16 protein-coding genes and 1 tRNA gene are annotated in these 16021 nt (G+C 71.6%); 9 read left to right on the forward strand and 8 right to left on the reverse strand.

Annotated features, from left to right (window positions below):
- Positions 1-84: 84 nt before the first annotated feature.
- Positions 85-261 carry a hypothetical protein gene (locus ACZ4U1_RS10650; protein WP_467901994.1) on the forward strand — a complete coding sequence of 59 codons (177 nt, stop codon included), beginning with the start codon at positions 85-87 and terminating at the stop codon, positions 259-261.
- 19 nt (positions 262-280) lie between these two features.
- Here ACZ4U1_RS10650 and mscL read toward each other — a convergent pair whose 3' ends face one another.
- The 6 genes from mscL to ACZ4U1_RS10680 all read right to left on the reverse strand — a co-directional run bounded on the left by mscL (position 281) and on the right by ACZ4U1_RS10680 (position 6089).
- Positions 281-757, reverse strand: a complete 477-nt coding sequence (gene mscL, locus ACZ4U1_RS10655; protein WP_467901995.1) for a large conductance mechanosensitive channel protein MscL — start codon at positions 755-757, stop codon at positions 281-283.
- Between the two features lie 138 nt (positions 758-895).
- Positions 896-1534 carry a hypothetical protein gene (locus ACZ4U1_RS10660; RefSeq protein ID WP_467901997.1) on the reverse strand — a complete coding sequence of 213 codons (639 nt, stop codon included), beginning with the start codon at positions 1532-1534 and terminating at the stop codon, positions 896-898.
- Positions 1535-1724: 190 nt separating this feature from the next.
- Complete coding sequence (locus tag ACZ4U1_RS10665; RefSeq protein WP_467901998.1) at positions 1725-2558, reverse strand: S-methyl-5'-thioadenosine phosphorylase; 834 nt, start codon at positions 2556-2558, stop codon at positions 1725-1727.
- Positions 2559-2657: 99 nt separating this feature from the next.
- On the reverse strand, positions 2658-2960 hold the full coding sequence (locus ACZ4U1_RS10670; protein ID WP_467902000.1) for an FmdB family zinc ribbon protein: 303 nt from the start codon (positions 2958-2960) through the stop codon (positions 2658-2660).
- Positions 2961-3027: 67 nt separating this feature from the next.
- Positions 3028-4323: an MFS transporter gene (locus tag ACZ4U1_RS10675; protein ID WP_467902001.1), complete on the reverse strand. Its 1296-nt coding sequence runs from the start codon at positions 4321-4323 to the stop codon at positions 3028-3030.
- Positions 4324-4589: 266 nt separating this feature from the next.
- Positions 4590-6089: a potassium/proton antiporter gene (locus ACZ4U1_RS10680; RefSeq protein ID WP_467902270.1), complete on the reverse strand. Its 1500-nt coding sequence runs from the start codon at positions 6087-6089 to the stop codon at positions 4590-4592.
- 223 nt (positions 6090-6312) lie between these two features.
- Between ACZ4U1_RS10680 and ACZ4U1_RS10685 the strand changes: the two genes are divergently transcribed.
- Positions 6313-9177: a penicillin acylase family protein gene (locus ACZ4U1_RS10685; RefSeq protein ID WP_467902002.1), complete on the forward strand. Its 2865-nt coding sequence runs from the start codon at positions 6313-6315 to the stop codon at positions 9175-9177.
- 65 nt (positions 9178-9242) lie between these two features.
- On the opposite strand, the gene ACZ4U1_RS10690 is transcribed toward ACZ4U1_RS10685, so the two are convergent.
- The gene (locus ACZ4U1_RS10690; protein ID WP_467902272.1) at positions 9243-9842 is read right to left on the reverse strand and encodes a 5-formyltetrahydrofolate cyclo-ligase; all 600 of its coding nucleotides are present in this window, start codon (positions 9840-9842) and stop codon (positions 9243-9245) included.
- 134 nt (positions 9843-9976) lie between these two features.
- On the opposite strand from ACZ4U1_RS10690, the gene galU reads away from it, so the two are divergent.
- The 7 genes from galU to ACZ4U1_RS10725 all read left to right on the forward strand — a co-directional run bounded on the left by galU (position 9977) and on the right by ACZ4U1_RS10725 (position 15391).
- Complete coding sequence (galU, locus tag ACZ4U1_RS10695; protein ID WP_467902003.1) at positions 9977-10888, forward strand: UTP--glucose-1-phosphate uridylyltransferase GalU; 912 nt, start codon at positions 9977-9979, stop codon at positions 10886-10888.
- Positions 10885-12207, forward strand: coding sequence for a molybdotransferase-like divisome protein Glp (glp, locus tag ACZ4U1_RS10700; protein WP_467902004.1), 1323 nt, complete (start codon positions 10885-10887; stop codon positions 12205-12207). The genes galU and glp overlap by 4 nt, the downstream gene beginning before the upstream one ends.
- A gap of 84 nt (positions 12208-12291) precedes the next feature.
- Positions 12292-12771 (forward strand): cyclic pyranopterin monophosphate synthase MoaC, encoded by a 480-nt coding sequence (gene moaC, locus ACZ4U1_RS10705; RefSeq protein ID WP_467902006.1) that lies wholly within the window; start codon positions 12292-12294, stop codon positions 12769-12771.
- A complete protein-coding gene (locus ACZ4U1_RS10710) occupies positions 12768-13271 on the forward strand; it encodes a MogA/MoaB family molybdenum cofactor biosynthesis protein (protein WP_467902007.1) in 504 nt (167 codons plus the stop codon). Before moaC ends, ACZ4U1_RS10710 begins: the two co-directional genes overlap by 4 nt.
- Positions 13268-13906 (forward strand): GNAT family N-acetyltransferase, encoded by a 639-nt coding sequence (locus tag ACZ4U1_RS10715; protein ID WP_467902273.1) that lies wholly within the window; start codon positions 13268-13270, stop codon positions 13904-13906. Before ACZ4U1_RS10710 ends, ACZ4U1_RS10715 begins: the two co-directional genes overlap by 4 nt.
- 140 nt (positions 13907-14046) lie before the next feature.
- The gene (gene sepX / locus ACZ4U1_RS10720; RefSeq protein ID WP_467902008.1) at positions 14047-15225 is read left to right on the forward strand and encodes a divisome protein SepX/GlpR; all 1179 of its coding nucleotides are present in this window, start codon (positions 14047-14049) and stop codon (positions 15223-15225) included.
- A gap of 92 nt (positions 15226-15317) precedes the next feature.
- A tRNA-Ala gene (locus ACZ4U1_RS10725) sits at positions 15318-15391 on the forward strand.
- A 120-nt stretch (positions 15392-15511) separates the two neighbouring features.
- On the opposite strand, the gene ACZ4U1_RS10730 is transcribed toward ACZ4U1_RS10725, so the two are convergent.
- On the reverse strand, positions 15512-15988 hold the full coding sequence (locus ACZ4U1_RS10730) for a GNAT family N-acetyltransferase (protein ID WP_467902009.1): 477 nt from the start codon (positions 15986-15988) through the stop codon (positions 15512-15514).
- Positions 15989-16021: the final 33 nt, after the last annotated feature.

Below are 16021 nucleotides of genomic sequence, written 5' to 3' on the forward strand. Positions count from 1 at the left end.
TTCACAAGCGCTGGGGGAGGGGCGGCGGGCGTCAGGGGGGAGCAGACCGCCGGGCCGGACCGGTGGGCGCCGTACCCTGGTGGCATGAGCACCGCCCCCGAGCCCGAGCCGCGCGATCCGAAGCCCGCGCTGGTCTTCGACGACCCGCTGGACCAGCAGTCCTCGGACGACACCGACCGCGGCTGGGGCGAGCGCCCGGACGGCGACAGCGCCGCCGACCTGCGGCGCTTCCTGGACGAGAAGCCGCCCCACCACCTCTGAGCCGTCCGCCGCGGCGCCGCTAGCGCTCGTCGTGCCCGGCCCCACGCTGCGCGACCAGGGCGTCGCGGATCTCCTTGAGCACCTCCAGCTCGGTCACCTCGATGACCTCCTTCGTGCCCTCGCGCGCCGCCTTCCGGGCCGCCTGCCGGGCCAGGTACTTCGACATCGGCAGCACCATCAGGAAGTACACCACCGCAGCGGTGATCACGAAGCTGAGCGTGGAGCCCAGGACGGAGCCCCACATGATCGGCACCCCGCTCTTGACCGTGCCGTCCGCGCCCACCTGGCACGGGTCCTTCAGGCAGGCGCTGTAACTGTCGAGGTTCTTCGTGCCGATCGCTCCGACCAGCGGGTTGATGATCCCCTTCACCACCGAGTTGACGATGTTCGTGAAGGCCGCGCCGATGACCACCGCGACCGCCAGATCGACGACGTTGCCGCGCATCAGGAAGGCCTTGAAGCCCTGCCAGACGCTCGGTTCCTGCTTCGCGCTCACCTAGGGGACTCTCCTCGCATGCACAGGGTGTGGAACGAAACGCTCCGCAACCTACGGCACGGTGCGGCCGGTGTGTCCACCCCCATCGCTCGATCGAGGGACTTGACAGCAAGCCGCCGAGAACGCACGGCAACTGGTTCAGCACAGCGTCACCGCCAGGCGTGCGGTGGCGCCCGCGCCGACCAGCCGGGCCGCCGCGGCCCGCGGCACCGCCAGCACGACCAGCGCCCCGCTCTCGGCCGCGCCGGCCGACGGCTCCGGCACCTCCGGGACCTCGGTCACCCGCACCCCCCGCGCGAGCACCCGGGGCCCGCCCCCGGCCGACGGGTCCGCCGCGGCGATCACGTCGACGCGGTCACCGGGCCGGAGCAGCCGCACCGTCGCCGCGTCGGCGATCCGCACCGGCGCCGACACCGCCTCGACCACCGGGTGCCGTCGTAGAGGACCCGCCCCCGCGTGCCCCGGTACCGGTTCCGTGCCCGGGTGCCCTCGGGCGGGCTCCGCCACCGGGTGGCCGCGGGGCCGCTCCCTGCCACTTGGTTCCGTACCGGCCCCGGGGCCCGCCGCCACGAGCGCCGCCGCGGTCACCGCGAGGCCGGCCGCGACGGCCCGCCGGCGATGCCGTACCAGCCGTTGCAGCCGGTACCGCCCGCCGCGCACCCGCACCGGGTCGAACGGGGGCACCTCACGGGTCGGCGGAGCGTCCGTGCCCAGCGGGCGCGGGAGCCGGAGGGGATGCGGGGGCGAGGAGAGCGGGGACGGGGTGGGCGAAGACATGGGTGAAGGCATGGGCGAAGGCATGGGGTCACCGCCTGCGACGAGGAGTTCGGCTTGCGCTCCCACGATGGGGCCTCGCGCCGGATCCCGCCGGAGCCGGTGGATCACCGACCGGTTGTGGACAACTCGCCCACCCGAACGAGAAGTTCCGCCCGGTCCCGCTCCCGCTCCCGTTCCCTCTCCTGGCGGCCTACGGCAGCTCGAACCCCGGATCCATCCCGCCCAGCGCGTTCACGCACAGGCAGTCCCGCTCCCCGGTCGCCGGCAGAGCCGCCACCGCGTCGAACAGCACGCCCCGCAGCCGGTCCACGTTGGCCGCGAAGACCTCCAGCACCTCCTCGTGCGAGACGCCCTCCCCGGTCTCGGCGCCCGCGTCGAGGTCGGTGACCAGGGTCAGGGACGTGTAGCACAGCTCCAGCTCACGGGCGAGCGCGGCCTCGGGGTGGCCGGTCATGCCCACCACCGACCAGCCCTGTGCCCGGTGCCACAGCGATTCGGCGCGCGTGGAGAAGCGCGGGCCCTCGACCACGACCAGGGTGCCGCCGTCCACCGGTTCCCAGTCCCGGCCGCGGGCCGCCTTCAGCGCGACGGCCCGCCCGGTGGGGCAGTAGGGGTCGGCCATGGACACGTGCACGACGTTCGGCACGGTGCCGTCGGGCAGCGGCAGCCCGTCGAAGTACGTCTGTGCCCGGGACTTCGTACGGTCCACGAACTGGTCCGGGACGAGCAGGGTGCCCGGGCCGTACTCCGGGCGCAGCCCGCCGACCGCGCAGGGGCCCAGCACCTGCCGGACGCCGACCGAGCGCAGCGCCCACAGGTTGGCGCGGTAGTTGATGCGGTGGGGCGGCAGGTGGTGGCCACGGCCGTGCCGGGGCAGGAAGGCGACCCGCCGGCCGGCGATCTCGCCGAGGAAGAGGGAGTCGCTGGGCGCTCCGTAGGGGGTGTCCACCTGGACCTCGGTCACGTGGTCCAGGAACGAGTAGAAACCCGAACCGCCGATTACGCCGATCTCTGCGTTCGCCATGACCAGCACACTAGCGGCCCGCGACAGCGCGGGGGAGCGGGCGCCGGGGAACGCCGAAGACCCTGCCGTCGGGCGACGGCAGGGTCCGGACGTGAGTTGTCAGGCGGCCGAGCTGCTGGCGGAGCCGGACGAGGACGTCGAGGACGTCGACGTGGACGACGAGGACGTCTTCGAGTCGGACGAGGAGCCGGCCGGCTTCGACGCCGGGGTGCTGCTCGACGTGGAGCCGCGGGAATCGTTGCGGTAGAACCCGGAGCCCTTGAAGACGATGCCGACCGCGGAGAACACCTTCTTCAGGCGGCCCTTGCAGCTGGGGCACTCGGTCAGAGCGTCGTCGGTGAACTTCTGCACCGCCTCAAGGCCCTCGCCGCACTCGGTGCACTGGTACTGGTAGGTCGGCACTGTCTTCCTCCTGGCACTCTCACTCAATGAGTGCTAACGACGGTCCATAGTGACGTATTCCCGGGGATCAGTCCACCGTGACCGGCACGCGGTGACCGACGCCACGCGCGACCGTGCGGTTCGCGTGCCGCGGGACCAGCCGGGACCGCAGCGTCACCAGGGTCACCAGTGCGAGCACGGTGCCGGCCATCGGCACCAGGAACCCGGCGCCGTCCCACAGCCGGTCCTCCAGCTGTCCGGCGACCGTCACGGCGGCGGCCTGGCCGAGCGCGACGGCACCGGTCAGCCAGGTGAAGGCCTCGGTGCGGGCACCGGCCGGGACCAGGCTCTCGACCAGCGTGTAGCCCGTGATCAGCGAGGGCGCGATGCACATGCCGACCAGCAGGCCGAGCGCGGCGAGCAGCAGCACCGAGTGGGCCGTCCACAGCGCGGACGCCGCCAGCGCGAGGGCCGTGTAACCGATCACGATGCGCTTCTGGGGGGCCGCCTTCCAGGCGATCGCGCCGCAGGCGATGCCGGACAGCATGTTGCCGGCGGCGAAGACGCCGTACAGGACGCCGTTCAGGCCGGGCTCGCCGATGGACTCGGTGAAGGCCGCGAGCGAGACCTGCATGCCGCCGAAGACCGAGCCGATGCCCAGGAAGGTGACGACCAGCACGCGCACGCCCGGGACGCGCAGCGCGGAGGCGTGCCGCACGCGCGCGTGCCCGCTGTCACCGGACACCGCCGGCTGCGTGCTCTTCTGCGCGGCGAACAGCAGCCCGCCGACGAGGGTCAGCGCGGCCTCCGTGACCAGGCCCGCCGCCGGTGTCACGGCGGTGCACAGGGCGGTCGCCAGCAGGGGGCCGAAGACGAAGGTCAGCTCGTCGGTGACCGACTCGAACGCCGCCGCGGTGGTCATCAGGGGCGAGCCCTGGAGCTTCACGCCCCAGCGCGCCCGCACCATCGGGCCGACCTGCGGCACCGAGGCGCCGGTCGGGACGGCCGCCAGGAACAGCGCCCACAGGGGCGCGTGTGCCAGCGCGAGCGCCGTCAGGGAGAGGCCGGCGAGGGTGTGCACCAGGACGCCGGGGACCAGGACGGCGCGCTGGCCGTAGCGGTCGGCGAGGCGGCCGCTGTAGGGCGCGAACAGCGCCATGGAGACGCCGGTGGCGGCCGCGACGGCGCCCGCGGCGCCGTAGGAGCCGGTGGTGTGCTGGACGAGCAGCACGATGGAGAGCGTGAGCATGGCGAACGGCTGGCGTGCCGCGAAGCCGGGGAGCAGGAAGGTCCAGGCGCCGCGGGTGCGCAGCAGCTGTCCGTATCCCGGGCGGGACGAGGCTGACGGGTTCTCCGCCGGCTCGGTGGTGACCGTGGATGCCACGGCCCGTGCCTTTCTTCCGCCTGGTAGCGCGCCCGTGCGGGGGCGCCGAGAGCTGTCCTCTTGCGCGGAACTGCGGTAGATACCGGTGCCACTGCCTAGGGCGTCCCGGCCGCCATACGGTCGCGCCAGCTCTGCATCAGGCAGAGTTGGTTCGATCAGGGTGCCTTAATACTACAGGGATCATGGCTTGTGCCCCTGTGAAAGTGAGCACCGTCGCAGGGCTCACCTGTGATTGCCGAGGGGCTCGCTGGGGATTGCCGCGGGGCTCACCTCTGGTTGTCGTCCGTGCCCAGCCAGCCCGCCAGCTTGCCGCCGTGGGCGACCGCGCGCAGGCGCCGTTCCGCCGCGTCGCGGACCGGGTCGGTGGCGACGACCAGCAGTTCGTCGCCGCGCCGGAGCACCGTCGTGGGCAGCGGAACAAACGATTTTTCCTCGCGCACGACCAGCGTGACGGCCGCGCCGGGCGGCAGCCGCAGTTCGCTGACCTCCACGCCGTGCATCCGGGAGCCCGCGGGGATGGAGACGGACAGCAGGTGCCCCTGCAACCGCTCCAGCGGAGCCGACTCGATGCCGAGGTCGGCGGCCTCGCCCGTCTCGCCCAGCCGCAGGGTGCGGGCCAGCCAGGGCAGGGTCGGTCCCTGGACGAGGGTGTAGACGACGACCAGGACGAAGACGATGTTGAAGATGCGGCGGCTGGCGTCGACGCCGTTCACCATGGGAATGGTCGCCAGGATGATGGGCACGGCGCCGCGCAGTCCGGCCCAGGACATCAGGGCCTGCTCGCGCCACGGCACCCGGAACGGCGCCAGGCTGCCGGTCACGCTCAGCGGGCGAGCCACCATCGTCAGCACCAGGCCGATGACCAGGGCGGGCCAGACGTCGTCGCCGAGCTCGTGCGGGGTGACCAGCAGGCCGAGGACGACGAACATGCCGATCTGCGCGATCCAGCCGAGCCCCTCCGCGAAGCCGCGGGTGGCGGGCCAGTGGGGCAGCTTGGCGTTGCCGAGGACCATGGAGGCCAGGTAGACGGCGAGGAAGCCGCTGCCGTGGGCCAGGGCGCCGGCGGCGTACGCGGTGACGGCGATGGCCATCACGGCGATCGGGTAGAGGCCCGAGGCGGGCAGGGCGACGTGCCGCAGCCCCCAGGCGCCGAACCAGCCCACCGCGATGCCCATGGCCGCGCCGATGGCCAGCTCCAGGGCGATCTCGCCGAGCAGGAGGTACCAGTGCTCGACCGGGCCGGCCGTGGAGAAGGCGACGACCAGGATGACCACCGGGGCGTCGTTGAAGCCGGACTCCGCCTCCAGGGTTCCCGTCACGCGCGCGGGGAGGGGGATTTTCCGCAGGACCGAGAAGACCGCCGCCGCGTCCGTCGACGAGACCACCGCGCCGATGATGAGCGCCTGCCGCCATTCCAGCCCGACCAGATAGTGCGCGCCCGCCGCGGTGACACCGACGCTGATCGCGACGCCCGCCGTCGCCAGCACGGAGGCGGAGGACAGAACCGGCCGGATCTCCTTCCACTTCGTGCCCAGACCGCCCTCGGCGAGGATCACGACCAGGGCCGCGTATCCCATGACCTGGGTCACTTCGGCGCTGTTGAAGTGGATGCCGCCGATGCCGTCCTGGCCCATGAGGACGCCGATCCCCAGGTAGACGAGCAGGCTGGGGAGCCCGCTGCGCGAGGAGATCCGGACGGCCGCGACGGCGACGAGCAGTACGACGGAGCAGACGAGCAGGAGCTGGTTGAGGTGGTGGACAGTCAGCGGGCGTTCCTCCTCGGATCGGGCAAGTGATCTCCGGTTACTTCGTTAGCTTACCTAAGTCTTGACGCTTTCTTGACGTTCGCCGAGGCAAGATCGAACGCTCGTGCGCGCTGGTTCCCGACTCCGCGTCAAGCGGGACAGGGCCCTGCGCCTATGGTTGCTCCAGCGCTCATTCAAAGTCACAGCCCGACCTGCCGCTCGCGTTAGGACAGCAAGGACAGCGATGCCCCCCAACACCACCGCCACAACGGGTGACACCGCCACCACGAGTGCGAGTGCCACGCCCGGCAAGTCCGGCAGGAAGAAGGGGCGCAAAGCCCGACTGATCGTGCTTGTGCTGGTTCTGGCCATCATCGGTGGCGTCGCCTACGGGGCGTACTGGTCGATCAGCACGGTTCGCGCCTCCTTCCCGCAGACCACGGGAACGATCAGGCTCGACGGCCTGTCCGGACCGGTCGACGTCAAGCGGGACGGCTACGGCATCCCGCAGATCTACGCCTCCTCGGACGAGGACCTGTTCATGGCGCAGGGCTTCGTCCAGGCGCAGGACCGGTTCTACGAGATGGACGTGCGCCGGCACATGACCTCCGGGCGCCTGTCGGAGATGTTCGGCAAGAGCCAGGTCGAGAACGACGAATTCCTGCGCACCCTCGGCTGGGACCGGATCGCCCAGCAGGAGTACGACACCAAGCTGTCGCCCGCCACCAAGAAGTACCTCCAGGCCTACGCCAAGGGGGTCAACGCCTACCTCCAGGGCAAGAGCGGCAAGGAGATCTCCCTGGAGTACGCGGCCCTGGGCTTCACCAACGACTACCAGCCGCAGAAGTGGACCCCGGTCGACTCCGTCTCGTGGCTGAAGGCGATGGCCTGGGACCTGCGCGGCAACATGCAGGACGAGATCGACCGCGCCCTGATGACCAGCCGCCTCGGCCCGCAGCAGATCCAGGACCTGTACCCGGCGTACCCGTACAGCCGTAACAAGCCGATCGTCCAGGAGGGCCAGTACGACGAGCTGACCAAGGCCTTCCAGCAGGGCGGCGCCACCGGCTCCTCGCAGGGGGCGACGGGCGGCACGCAGGGCACGACGGGCGGCGTCACCGGCTCGCAGGGCACCACGGGCGCCACGGGCTCCTCCGCGGGCACGACGGGCACGACCGGCTCCTCGGCCTCGGCCGGGACCGGTTCGGGCCTCACGAGCCAGCTGGGCGGCCTCTACAACGTCCTGGACGACCTGCCGACGGCCGTCGGCGTGAACGGCCAGGGCATCGGCTCCAACTCCTGGGTGGTCGCCGGGAAGTACACCGTCAAGGGCAAGCCGCTGCTCGCCAACGACCCGCACCTGTCGGCGTCCCTGCCGTCCGTCTGGTACCAGATGGGCCTGCACTGCCGGACCGTCTCCGGCAAGTGCCAGTACGACGTCACGGGCTACACGTTCGCCGGCATGCCCGGTGTGATCATCGGCCACAACGCGAAGATCGCCTGGGGCCTGACCAACTCCGGCGTCGACGTCACCGACCTCTACCTGGAGAAGGTGAGCGCGAACGGCTACCTGTACGACGGCAAGGTCCGCCCGTTCAAGACCCGCGAGGAGACCATCAAGGTCGCCGGCGGCAAGGCCAAGACGATCGTCGTCCGCCAGACCCAGGACGGGATGCCGCTGCTGTCCGACCGTGACGACGAACTCGTCCAGGTCGGCAAGAAGGCCTCGGTGAACACCGCCGCGCCCGACCGGGGCGACGGCTACGGCATCGCCCTCAGGTGGACCGCGCTCGACCCGGGCACGACCATGGACGCCGTGTTCGCCCTCGACAAGGCCGGGGACTGGAACGACTTCCGCGCGGCGGCGGCCCTGTTCGACGTGCCCTCGCAGAACCTGGTCTTCGCCAGCACGGACAACCACATCGGTTACACCCTGCCCGGCAAGATCCCCACCCGCTCCGCCAAGGACACCGGCGCCATCCCGGCACCGGGCTGGGACTCGAAGTACCGCTGGACGGGCTTCATCAAGCAGGACGAGCTGCCCTACGAGTACGACCCCAAGCGCGGCTACATCGTCACCGCCAACCAGGCCGTGGTCGACCCGGAGAAGTACCCGTACACCCTCACCACCGACTGGGCCTACGGCACCCGCAGCCAGCGCATCTCCGACCTGATCGAGTCCAAGATCAAGGACGGCGGCAGGATCTCGACCGACGACATGCGCCAGATGCAGCTGGACAACAGCAGCGAGATCGCCAAGCTGCTGGTGCCCAAGCTGCTGAAGATCAACCTGGACGACCCGGACGTCCGCGAGGCGCAGAAGCTGCTGGAGGGCTGGGACTACACCCAGGAAGCCGACTCGGCGGCGGCCGCGTACTTCAACGCCGTCTGGCGCAACATCCTCAAGCTCTCCTTCGGCAACAAGCTCCCCAAGGAGGTGCGCGTCAAGGGGCAGTGCCTGTGGGTCGACAAGATCGACAGCACCGGCCCGGTGGACGACGACACCAAGGTGCGCGAGTGCGGTCAGCGCGACGCCGACCAGGCGCAGCCGGACGGCGGCGACCGCTGGTTCGAGGTCGTGCGCACCCTGATGGACAAGCCGGACAGCGACTGGTGGAAGACGCCCAAGTCGGGCACCCGGCCCGGCGCCGACAACCGCGACCAGCTCTTCCGCCGGGCGATGATCGACGCCCGCTGGGAGCTGACCGCCAAGCTCGGCAAGGACATCGACACCTGGAGCTGGGGCCGCCTGCACCGACTGTTCCTGAAGAACCAGACACTCGGCACCGAGGGTCCCAAGGTCCTGCAGTACCTCCTGAACCGCGGCCCCTGGAAGCTCAGCGGCGGCGAGTCCACGGTGAACGCGTCCGGCTGGAACGCCGCCGGCGGCTACAACGTGGTGTGGGTGCCGTCCATGCGGATGGTGGTCAACCTCGCCGACCTCGACAAGTCCAAGTGGATCAACCTGAGCGGCGCCTCCGGGCACGCGTTCAGCGCGCACTACACGGACCAGACGGGCAAGTGGGCCAAGGGCGAGCTGCTGCCCTGGTCGTTCTCGGGCAAGGCGGTGGACCAGAGCACGAGCGACACCCTCGTCCTCAAGCCGTGACCGCCCCCTGAGGCGGCCGACCGCGGAACGGCCCTCCACGCACGCGCGTGGAGGGCCGTTCCGCATCAGCGGGACGGGTCCGGCCCAGGGCCCGGGAAGCTGCGCACTCCCGACGGCGTCACCACCGCGTGCACCGGCTTGTCGTGCGCCTCCGCCGGGACCCGGGCGACGACCTCCGTGTCGTACAGCAGCACCACGAGCCGGGGGTGTGCGCCCGCGCGCTCCAGGCGGGCGAGGACGCGGTCGTACGACCCTCCGCCGCGTCCCAGGCGCATCCCGCGCGCGTCCACCGCGAGCCCGGGCAGCAGGACGACGTCCGCGGCCGTCACGGCGTCCGGTCCCAGCCGCGCTCCGGAGGGCTCGAAGAGCGCCATTTTTCCGCCATGTTGGACGCGCGCGAGGGAGTCGGGGCCGGTGTACTCGCCCCAGTCGAGGTCGTTGTCGGGCAGGAGCGCGGGGAGCAGGACGCGCACGCCCCGCGCGCGCAGCACGTCGAGCAGAGCGAGCGTGCCGGGCTCGCTCCCCACGGAGACGTACGCCGCCACCGTGCGACCGTGCGCCAGCTCGGGCAGCTCCAGGGCGCGCTCCGCCAGTGCACGGCCCGCCTCCCGCACGTCATCCGCCGTCAACCTGTTCCTCACCGAGAGGAACTCCCGCCGCAACATGCGCTTGTCAGGCTCGTCCGTACGTCCGTCGTGTTCCACTGGTCGTTCTCGCGCCCTTCTTAATGCAGGTCATATGAGGGTCAAGCAACCGGAGCCACAGATTCCCAACAAAGGCACCGGATAGGGTGGCGGGCATGACTCAGTCCCACTCCAGGATCAGCAAGGCTGTCATTCCCGCGGCCGGCCTCGGCACCCGGTTCCTGCCGGCTACCAAAGCCACTCCCAAGGAGATGCTGCCGGTCGTAGACAAGCCGGCGATCCAGTACGTGGTCGAGGAGGCCGTGTCGGCGGGGCTCGACGACGTCCTCATGGTGACCGGGCGCAACAAGCGCCCCCTGGAGGACCACTTCGACCGCAACTACGAGCTGGAATCGGCGCTGGAGAAGAAGGGCGACGCCGAGCGGCTCGCCAAGGTGCAGGAGTCCAGCGACCTGGCGACCATGCACTACGTGCGCCAGGGCGACCCCAGGGGTCTCGGCCACGCCGTGCTGTGCGCCGCCCCGCACGTCGGCCACGAGCCCTTCGCCGTCCTCCTCGGTGACGACCTGATCGACCCGCGGGACCCGCTGCTGCGGCGCATGATCGACGTCCAGGAGCAGCACGGCGGCAGCGTCATCGCCCTCATGGAGGTCGCGCCCGAGCAGATCCACCTCTACGGCTGCGCGGCCGTGGAGGCCACCGCCGACGGCGACGTCGTGAAGGTCACCGGACTGGTCGAGAAGCCCGACCCGGTGGACGCCCCGTCGAACTACGCGGTCATCGGCCGCTACGTCCTCGACCCGCACATCTTCGACATACTGCGCACGACCGAGCCGGGCCGGGGCGGCGAGATCCAGCTCACCGACGCCCTCCAGCAGCTCGCGCAGGACGAGAAGGTCGGCGGCCCCGTGCACGGCGTCGTCTTCAAGGGCCGCCGCTACGACACCGGGGACCGCAGCGACTATCTGCGTGCCATTGTCAGACTCGCGTGCGAACGTGAAGACCTGGGCCCGGACTTCCGGACCTGGCTCCGCAGTTTCGTAGCCGAGGAGATGCAGCAATCTTGAGCAGCGCCGCGACCCGCACCGCCGGCCCGGACGACCTGTGGTCGGTGGACGAGCACCTGGAGGACATCCTCTCGACCGTCCGCCCTCTCGAACCCATCGAGCTGCAACTGCTCGACGCCCAGGGCTGCGTCCTGGTCGACGACGTCACGGTGCCGGTGTCCCTGCCCCCGTTCGACAACAGCTCCATGGACGGGTACGCGGTGCGGGTCGCGGACGTGGCGGGCGTCGGCGAGGAGTTCCCGGCCGTCCTGGAGGTCGTCGGGGACGTCGCGGCGGGCGCGGCCGACCTGGTCCGGGTCGGCCCCGGACAGGCCGCGCGCATCATGACGGGCGCGCCGCTGCCGCCCGGCGCCGAGGCCGTCGTCCCCGTCGAGTGGACCGACGGCGGGCTCGGCGAGGGCCCGGTGAGCGGCATGCGGGCGCGCAGCCTGGCCCCGGAGGGCGCCGAGGGGCAGGTGCACGTGTACCGCCCCGCCGAGGCACGCGCGCACGTGCGGGCCAAGGGCAGCGACGTGAAGGCCGGGGACCTCGCCCTGGCGGCCGGGACGGTCCTCGGCCCGCCGCAGATCGCGCTGCTCGCCGCGATCGGCCGCGGCACGGTCCGGGTGCGCCCGCGCCCGCGCGTGGTCGTGCTGTCCACCGGCAGCGAACTCGTCCAGCCCGGCGAGCAGCTGGCCGCCGGCCAGATCTACGACTCCAACAGCTTCGCCCTGACCGCCGCCGCGCGGGACGCGGGCGCCATCGCCTACCGGGTGGGTGCCGTCGCCGACGACGCCGAGACCCTCCGCACCACCATCGAGGACCAGCTCATCCGCGCGGACCTGCTGGTGACCACGGGCGGGGTGAGCGTCGGGGCGTACGACGTCGTCAAGGAGGCGCTGTCGTACGCCGGGGACGCGGACGAGGCGGGCAGCGGCGTGGAGTTCCGCAAGCTCGCCATGCAGCCCGGCAAGCCGCAGGGCTTCGGTTCCATCGGCCCCGACCACACACCGCTGCTGGCGCTGCCCGGGAACCCGGTGTCGTCGTACGTCTCCTTCGAGCTGTTCGTCCGCCCCGCGATCCGCACCCTGATGGGCCTGGAGGACGTCCACCGGCCCCGCACCCGGGCCACCCTGAAGGCGGACCAGGCCCTCCGCTCGCCCAAGGGCCGCCGGCAGTTCCTGCGCGGGTCGTACGCCGACGGCGAGGTGATCCCCGTCGGCGGCTCCGGCTCCCACCTGATCGCGGCGCTGGCCCAGGCCGACGCGCTGATCGTCCTGCCCGAGGACATGGAGTCCGCCGAGCCCGGCACCGAGGTCGAGGTGGTCCTGCTCGGCTGAGCCCTCCTGGTTGGCGGTACGGTGTCGCGGACAGCAGGCCCGTGCACCGCACTGCGACGGGCCCGGACCGGGAGCGCCGCCACCATGAGTTCGCAGGACCGACTGACGCACATCGACGACGCGGGCGCGGCCCGCATGGTCGACGTATCCGCAAAGGACGTGACCGCGCGCACCGCCCGCGCCAGCGGCCGGGTCCTCGTGTCCCCCCGCGTGGTCGAGCTGCTGCGCGGTGAGGGGGTGCCCAAGGGGGACGCCCTCGCCACCGCGCGCATCGCCGGGATCATGGGTGCCAAGCGCACCCCGGATCTGATCCCGCTGTGCCACCCGTTGTCGGTGTCCGGTGTGACACTGGATCTGTCGGTCGCGGACGACGCCGTGGAGATCCGGGCCACCGTGAAGACGACGGACCGCACGGGCGTCGAGATGGAGGCCCTCACCGCGGTGACGGTCGCCGCGCTCACCGTGATCGACATGGTCAAGGCGGTCGACAAGGGAGCGGTCATCACGGACGTACGGGTGGAGGAGAAGACGGGCGGCAAGTCGGGCGACTGGAGCCGGGCATGACCTACCGCGCTCTGGTGATCACCGCCTCCAACAGGGCCGCCGCCGGTGTCTACGAGGACAAGGGCGGCCCCCTGGTCGCCGACGGCCTCAGGAGCTTCGGGTTCGACGTCGACGGCCCCCGGGTCGTCCCCGACGGCGCCCCCGTCGAAGCGGCCCTGCGCGAGGGCGTCGAGTCCGGGTACGACGCCGTCGTCACCACCGGCGGCACCGGCGTCTCGCCCACCGACCGCACCCCCGAGGCGACCCGCGCGGTGATCGACTACGAGGTGCCGGGCATCGCGGAGGCCATCCGCGCCCACGGGCGGGACAAGGTGTCGACCGCCGCGCTGTCCCGGGGCCTGGCCGGGGTCGCCGGGCGGACGCTGATCGTCAACCTGCCCGGCTCGAGCGGCGGTGTGCGCGACGGCCTCGCCGTACTGGAGCCCCTGCTGGCCCACGCCGTCGACCAGATCCGCGGCGGTGACCACCCCAGACCCGAAAGCAGCGGGGGTGCGAGCTGAACAGCCCTTCCTGGCCCGTCGTACTGGCGGACGGCGATGTCGTCCTCCGGCCGATAAAGCTGCGCGACCAGCGGGCCTGGCGCGAGGTGAACCGGCGCAACCGCGAGTGGCTGCGCCCCTGGGAGGCGACGATCCCGCCGCCCACACCGAGCGGGCCGATCGTGCACCGGCCGACCTACCGCCAGATGGTCCGGCACCTGCGCTCGGAGGCCGGGGCGGGCCGGATGCTGCCGTTCGTCATCGAGTACGAAGGGCGGCTGGTCGGGCAGTTGACGGTCGCCGGGATCACCTGGGGGTCGATGTGCTCGGGTCACGTCGGCTACTGGGTGGACGAGGCGGTGGCCGGACGCGGGGTGATGCCGACGGCCGTCGCGCTCGCGGTGGACCACTGTTTCCGCACCGTCGGTCTGCACCGCATCGAGGTCTGCATTCGCCCCGAGAACCGGCCGAGCCGGCGGGTGGTCGAGAAACTCGGATTCCGCGAGGAGGGGCTCCGGCCGCGTTATCTGCACATCGACGGCGCGTGGCGCGACCATCTCGTCTTCGCGCTCACCGCGGAAGAGGTGCCCGACGGGTTGCTCGCGCGCTGGAAGCGGGCACGCTCGCAAGGGGCCCAGCGCACCGAGAGCCAGTGATCAGAACAGTAAATTGAAAATGTGTTCGAAATTGAACTGATCACACCGCCGAAAAAAATGCTCGAAATATCAGCCAGATCGTGCGACACACCGGCCCAATTGGCGGATGGCCTCACGCAAACCCCTCTACCGTGTGAGGCGTGAGCAGCAGCGGCCTCATCTACGCAGTCATTGTCGGGGCCTGGGCCGCCTACTTGGTGCCGATGTGGCTCCGTAGGCAGGACGAGCTGAACGAGGCCCGTCCGACGGAACGCTTCAGCACCGCCATCCGGCTGCTGTCCGGACGGGCGGGTATGGAGCGCCGGTACGCCAGGGACCTGAAGGCGCGCTCCGCCCAGGAGGGGGAGCCGGACGCCGTCGATCCGGACGCCGTCACCGACGCGGTGGACGTCCGGGCCTTCGCCGTGCCTCCGACCCGCCGTCAGGCGGCGCCGGAGGTCGAGCCGCCCGGCAACGCCGACCCGGCGCGCGACCCGGCCCCCGAGCCGGCGCCCGAATCCGCCCCCGTGTTCGTGCCGGCGCAGAAGCACGCGCCCTCGGCGCACGCTTCCTCGGCGCAGACGGCCGCGGCGCGCGCCCGGCGCTCGAAGGTGCTCGCCCGGCGCCGGCGCACCACGGTGATGCTTTTCCTCGCCTTCACCCTCGGCGCGATCGTGGCCGCCGTCGGCGGACTCGCCTTCCTGTGGGCGCCCGGCGTGCCCGCGGTCCTGCTGAGCGGGTACATCGCCTACCTGCGGACACAGGAGCGCCGCCGCTTCGCCTACCAGATGGACCGCCTGCACGCCGAGGCCGCGGCCCAGCGGCTGCGGGAGCGCCAGCCGCACCGCCGCGCGCCGCTCGACGCGGGCCCCGGCGCCGACGAGACGGAGGAAGCCCCGGCCACCGGGACGGACACCGGCCTCTCCGCGCTCGCCGCCGACCGGCGCGCCCTCGTCGAGCAGACCGATCACGCCGAGTGGGTCGACCAGCAGCGCGAGCGGCAGCGCCGGCCCGGCCACGGGGACAGCTGGGACCCGGTGCCGGTGCCCCTGCCGACGTACGTCACCGCGCCGGTCGCCCCGCGCGCCACCTCCGACGTGGACCTGGGCGCGCCCGACACCTGGAGTTCGGCGCGCTCCAGCGCCGTCGCCCCGGAGCAGGAGGCGCAGGCGCCGCAGGCCGAGGCGGGGGTGCCGGCGCCCGCGGCCGGGGAGAAGCCGGCGGGCGGCCCCAGTGACGCCCGGCGTGCGGCCTCGGCACGGCGGGCGCGGGAACGCGGACGCACGCCGCTCTTCGACCAGTACGAGGACGGCGACCGCCCGCGCGCGGCCAACGAGTGACCCAGGTCACCCTCCGGAATCCCCGCCCTGACCAGTCAGGGAGCGGATTTCCAAGCACCCCGATCGGGATGCTAAAGTTTCACTCGTTGCAAGGGCCTGTGGCGCAGTCCGGTAGCGCACCTCGTTCGCATCGAGGGGGCCAGGGGTTCAAATCCCCTCAGGTCCACTGCACGACGAGATCCCGTCGGTCTTCATGACCGGTCGGGATCTTCGTCGTTTCCGGGGGCGGACCCGGGCCACTGGAGGCGGCCCGGATGGCTCGCGGACGCGCCGAGCCGTCGGTCGCTCAGAGTCGCTTGGCGTAGCAGAGGCTGTCCTCGTAGTGGCGGTAGTAGCCGAACTTGGTGCACGGCTCGTAGCCGCTGGAGGTGTACAGGGCTATGGCCTCCGGCTGCTTGGTGCCGGTCTCCAGGACCATGCGGACCCGGCCCGCCATGCGGGCGTCCTCTTCCAGGGCCGCGAGGATCCGGCGGGCCAGGCCCCGGCCGCGCATCTCCTCGATGACGAACATCCGCTTCAGCTCTGCGTCGCCGTCCTCGTTGCCCTCCTCGTTGCGGTCCTGGCTGCGCCAGCCGCCGGTGGCCACCGGGCGGTCGTGCTCGTCGTACGCGATCAGGTACACACCCCGGGGCGGGTCGAAGTCCGTGGCGTCCAGGGTCGTGGCGTCGCCCCCGTCGCCGTAGCGCAGGTGGTACTCGGCCTGAACCTCGTCGTTGAGCTTCACGGCGTCGGGGTGATCGAAGCGAACGCGGCGAATAATCATGCTGAGTATCGTACTTCTATGCAGGAGGCGGGG

This window comes from Streptomyces sp. NPDC028928 (genome assembly GCF_055564915.1).